Raw genomic sequence first — 5,017 nt, forward strand, 5'->3', positions numbered from 1 at the left:
AGGCTATGACCTGGGAAAACGCCCCCGGATTCGATCGCAGGGTCGAACCGGGGGCGTTTGGGTAGTCAGGGTAGTCATGCAGGTAGTCGGCTGCCATGTGCCGCCAACGGCGACCGGTGGCAAGATTTCGAGGCTGGTTCGAGGTGGAAACCGAACCCCTGTCTATGTGGACAGACAGGGGACTCCGCCCCGACAACCAGCCGTTCAACGCCTCGTCGTATCCGACTCCACTCCTCGCTTCATTGGTTCGGAAACCAACGCCCCAGCAGCCCTATCGCCTCAGAGTCCCAAACTCTCGAATTCCGACGACTCTAGAGAGTCCCGTCGTAACAGCCACGCCTCATCTCGGTCGGCTCGACAACCGGGGAGATTCCCCCGGCAGCGGGGCTTCGGTCGAGGTAGACGGTCTTCACCGGTGAGCTACTCCGGCTTCGAACTCTTGGTCGCCGCGGAGGACCTGGACGCGTTCAGTGTCGGCGCTTTTCGGGAACAAGGCCTCGAGAACTTGCAGGCGTCCTTCACCCCTGGACAAGAGGCCAAGGGCGTGTCCGACCGAGTCGAAGCCGATCCGGCCCTGACGAGGCTGCGGCGCCGCCTCGGATGCGGTCGGCCATCATCCCCTGCCCCGTTGAAGCGGTCTACGTGACCTGGATCAGCCGCTGCCCCGGGCCTTTGTGATGTATACAAGGGAGGCTTGCGGCCCCCGTTCATAGGACACTAGCACCTCAAGCCAGACTTACGGCCTTACATGCCCGATTCGCAGACCACCGGTGCAGGTAGATGCCTATTCACGATGGTCATTGTCGGGCTACATTTGGCACCCTTAGGCATCATTTTCCGGGTACAAATGGCTGCCTTTTTGGCTACCCTGAATTATCCACATTGGTTCTATGATGGTCGCACCCTGGTACGAACGCGCGGATTTGACTTGCATCCTCGCTCCCAAAGCGGTCGCCCTACTGGCGGCTACACCATGACCGTCAATGGCGGGTGCTCTGGATCAGTGCCGCAGTGGAACACCTGGAGGTCATAGCCGCGTCCGACCGTGATACCGACCCGGTCGAAACCCTGCTCGTGTGGGGTACCGACGTAGCGGTCGCGGTCCTCGACCGGCATCCAGTGGCGGGTCGACGGATCCCATTCGCTATATCACCGTCATCATCTTGGTTTCCTGCTATGATCGAAGGTTATCCGACGGTAGCTTTAATCGAAAAGGTGAAGTAATGACTTCGTCGCTTGCATACGAGCCTAACCTAATTTCCTATCACCTCTCTATTGAGGGAGATCAAGTTCCTCCAGACGCCATTGGAATCGATATTTGGGTAGGGAACCTAGAAGAGTCGAGAGCTGAATCATTTGCAGATGCATTTGATACAGGATTCAAGGCATTGGGTCTGGAGCTCAAAAAGATAGATGGAGTAAAGGCCGTAAAGGTAAGCAAGACGCTGACTGGCATGGTGGCTGAAGCTGAGGTGTTCAAACTTGGTGCTGAATCCTAGGGGGCTGTACAGCAGCAAAGTACGGCAACCGATGTAACCAAAGCTGGCCGCGAGCGACTCTGACCAGCCTTTATGGACCTCGGATGACCGCTATGAGCCCCGGTGTGCTTAGTTCGGGACGGTGAGTCGTGAATCGGTCGTCTCCGCCCGCTCGCGAAGGATTCTGGCGAGCTGGCGGGACTGGGAAGGTGCTGATAAGCCTCGGGCTTCTCGACGGCGAGCATGACCGCGGGCCACTGCTTGCCCTCGCTGGCGTCACCGCTCACGACCTTGAGGCTAGCGAGGAGCATGGTTCGCTGCAGCCCGTGGCCTTCCAGGCCGAGCGGCGACGTCCTCACGCCGTCACTGACACGGATTCCCAGCTGGATGCTAGTTTTGGCCGTTGTGCGCTGGCTTCAATGCGGATCCCGCGCCCCGCCTGTACAGCTGCGACTTCCGTAGTCAACGCATCGCTGATCGCCTCGGTCTGCGGCTGGATAGGCGTCGCCACCGGCTCCTCTGATATCACAGGCTCACCTCGGATCCCTTCATGTGCTTCACTTGCTTTCATGGGAGACGTTGGCAGCGGCGCGAAGCCGATCAGCGGTGGCGGTGGCAGCGCTCGCGCGCTCACCTCCTGGCTCAAGGAAGACCCGGTACACCAATTGGAGGGTCCTCTCTCCTATGCGGCACTCTCGGAGGCGGGTGTGCTCGACCGCCCGGCGATGGTAGGCAGTTTGGCGAAGGATGTCGTTCGCAACTACCTGGCACCTGGTGAGCTTGCGGCGGTCTTCGATGACCTTGGCACACCAGAGGTGGCCAGCTACTTGCGAGAGAACAAGTTCCCCTCATGGATGAGAACACGGCATGGCGATTTCGGTGAAATCGTGACCGGAGCCCACTACCGGCTGGTGGAACGCTGGTGTGTGCCGATCCTGAAAGTGAGATACAAGCAGACCGGCAACCAGGCAGTACAGGGCACTGACGTGCTGGCGTTTCGGTTTCGACAGCAGCCTCCGATAGTCGCCGTGGTAGAGGTCAAGACACGCACTGCGCGCGATAAGCAGGTGGGCCCTGAGGCGCACGAGAGCCTCGAAGCGGTGCTCACCCGCCTGGATGAAAGTTTCGCGTTCGCGATGGCCCGTTGCCTCGAGCGCGGGCACGGGTTCTTGGCCCGCCGCCTCGGCGCGCTCATCCGAGAGCCCGATGACCGCACCATTGAGCGACACATGGTCTTCGTCCACGACGCCGCAGCATGGAAGGAAGACGTGGTTGACCTCCTCGCTGAGAGGGTAACGGAGCCTACCGAGCTGACCGTCGTGAAAATCGACGAGCTTCGGTCCTTCATCCTCGAGATCTACGCGGCCGCCGAATCGGCCCCCAGCCAGGGGGCAAAGGATCAAGGTGCCAGTGCATGAGGGACTACAACGGCGTCGTGTCCAACATCGGGAAGCAGGCATTCACGTCTGGGGAGGCCGCACCACGCCTCCGAGCCCAACTCCGCGCCGACGTGCTCAGCGACCAGATCAGCACCGAGGGCACTGCCACGTTCACCTACGACCTCGATGGAATGCGCCGTGGTTTGACCCTGGCCAGGCTCGGTCAGCTGACCCGTGCTCCTCGAGAGCGCCGATCCGATCCGAGGCCATTGACCGAGATCGCCGAGGCATACGCCGACCTAGCCGACCGCTATCCACAAGGAGAACCCACTCGCAACGAACTCCTGGCCATCGCAGCGACAATGTGGAGCCTGGCCGGTTACCAAGCCAACGCGTCCACACTCGCCCGATCCTTCCGGCAGGAAGCGGACCGCTTTTTCAATCGAGACGGCGTCCAGCAGGCGGCAGCCCGCGCTCCACACCGCATCACACAACTGACCAGCGCCGTGTTGCAGCGCGACATCGACCAGGCCGCGCTCCTCGGCGCACTTGCTGAGCACGAGGTCCCCGAAATCGGCTCGCTGCTACTCGACGGCATCCAGAATGGCACCGCCGACCATGCGGACTTGACCGTCCTCGCAGCCTACGGCCTGGCCGGGCGTGCCGCCCGATCCTTGGCTTCCCTATGGCGCCTCGGCAACCGCACCTCAGGTCGAGCCGCCGTCACTGACCTGCACACCGCCGCCTCACAGCTCCTCAACGCCTCCATTGCCGACACCTGGACGCTGATCGACTGCCTCGCCCACGCCGTTGAGGACATCACCGCCACCGCTCCATGGCGACTGCTGCGCCGCTCCACCACCTGGGGGCCCGCCTGGAGACGCTATCTGAAGGCGCTCATCACCAACGGACATCCGATGACCCAGGTATGGCCCTCACAGAGGGCCGCCCTCAATGCCGGCCTGCTCGACCAAACCGCTCACAGCATGGCCGTCACGATGCCGACCTCGGCAGGCAAGACCCACATCGCAGAGTGGGCAATCCTCCACGCCCTCACGCCCCAAAGCGATCAGGACCGGCGGAGGTCTACCCGGGCGCTTGCAGTGTACGTGGTCCCCACCCGCGCCCTGGCCGCACAAGTGGAACGACACCTCGCCGAGAACCTGGAACTAGTCGGCCTGCGCGTCTCCTCCCTCTTCGGCGGAGCCGAACACGTCAGCTACGAAACCGAAATACTCGATTTCACCGATGTGCTGGTCCTAACCAGCGAGAAACTCGATCTGCTGCTGCGGAACCTTCCCGAACTCGCCATACGCTTGCGCCTCGTCCTCGTCGACGAAGGACACGCACTTGACGTCTCCGATCGCGGTCTTCGCCTGGAGATGCTGCTGACACGGATCCGCCGGTCTACACCCGAGGCCCGGATTGTCCTCCTATCCGCGGTCTTGCCAAACGGCCAAGACATCGCCCGCTGGCTCGACCCATCGGCCGACGGCGCGAACCAGGCCACCATCGACTGGTCGCCGTCGCAACTGCGGCTTGGCGTGTTTTCCTGGCGAGGCCCCGCACTCGACGGCCAGCGCGGCGCGATCGAGTACGGCAGCACTGTCACCGAGGAGTTCTTCCTCCCGCGCGTCCTCACCCGCCGCAAGAGGCGGACCAATCTCTTCCCCGACAGTCCCAAGGATGTTGCCGCCGCGCTCGCAATGCACTTCGACCGGCTCGGCCCAGTCCTGATCGCAGCCCCCACCAAAGTCACCGCCCGCGCGGCCGCCAATGCACTGCAGATCGCCCTCCAACGCTCGGGCGCTACCGCGCTGTATCCGCCCGCTGACGATCACAGTGAGGAGGCCGCGAGGATCCGGCAACTACGTGAAGACGCCCAACAAGAGCTCAGCGACCATGTCGGGGCCGACCATGAACTCGTTTCTCTGGTGCAGTTGGGCGTGGCCTATCACCATGCCGAGATCCCTCAGGCGGTGCGCCATTGCCTTGAACGCGCTTATCGTGACGGGGCGATACGAGTGCTGTGCGCGACCAGCACCCTCTCCCAGGGCATGAACCTTCCCACCAAGACTGTGATTGTGTCCGGCACGCACCGCGGGCGGAACGACCAAGTCTGAATCGCCCCGGCTGTGATAGAGGGTTGATTACGTGGTG

General features: G+C 62.3%; 3 protein-coding genes. All 3 read left to right on the plus strand.

Annotated features, from left to right (window positions below):
• Positions 1 to 1,223: 1,223 nt before the first annotated feature.
• Positions 1,224 to 1,499 carry a hypothetical protein gene (locus JFB92_RS00990; protein WP_199034019.1) on the plus strand — a complete coding sequence of 92 codons (276 nt, stop codon included), beginning with the start codon at positions 1,224 to 1,226 and terminating at the stop codon, positions 1,497 to 1,499.
• A gap of 548 nt (positions 1,500 to 2,047) precedes the next feature.
• On the plus strand, positions 2,048 to 2,896 hold the full coding sequence (locus tag JFB92_RS00995) for a Hachiman antiphage defense system protein HamA (protein WP_199034021.1): 849 nt from the start codon (positions 2,048 to 2,050) through the stop codon (positions 2,894 to 2,896).
• A complete protein-coding gene (locus tag JFB92_RS01000) occupies positions 2,893 to 4,980 on the plus strand; it encodes a DEAD/DEAH box helicase (RefSeq protein WP_199034029.1) in 2,088 nt (695 codons plus the stop codon). The genes JFB92_RS00995 and JFB92_RS01000 overlap by 4 nt, the downstream gene beginning before the upstream one ends.
• The last annotated feature ends 37 nt before the right edge of the window (positions 4,981 to 5,017 follow it).

Source organism: Glycomyces salinus (genome assembly GCF_016428645.1).
Taxonomy (GTDB): Bacteria; Actinomycetota; Actinomycetes; order Mycobacteriales; family Micromonosporaceae; genus Glycomyces; species Glycomyces salinus.

Bases quoted from the DNA above. Each gene is read 5' to 3' on its own strand.
- JFB92_RS00990 (WP_199034019.1), top strand. From the start codon at position 1,224: ATGACTTCGTCGCTTGCATACGAGCCTAACCTAATTTCCTATCACCTC.
- JFB92_RS00995 (WP_199034021.1), top strand. From the start codon at position 2,048: ATGGGAGACGTTGGCAGCGGCGCGAAGCCGATCAGCGGTGGCGGTGGC.
- JFB92_RS01000 (WP_199034029.1), top strand. From the start codon at position 2,893: ATGAGGGACTACAACGGCGTCGTGTCCAACATCGGGAAGCAGGCATTC.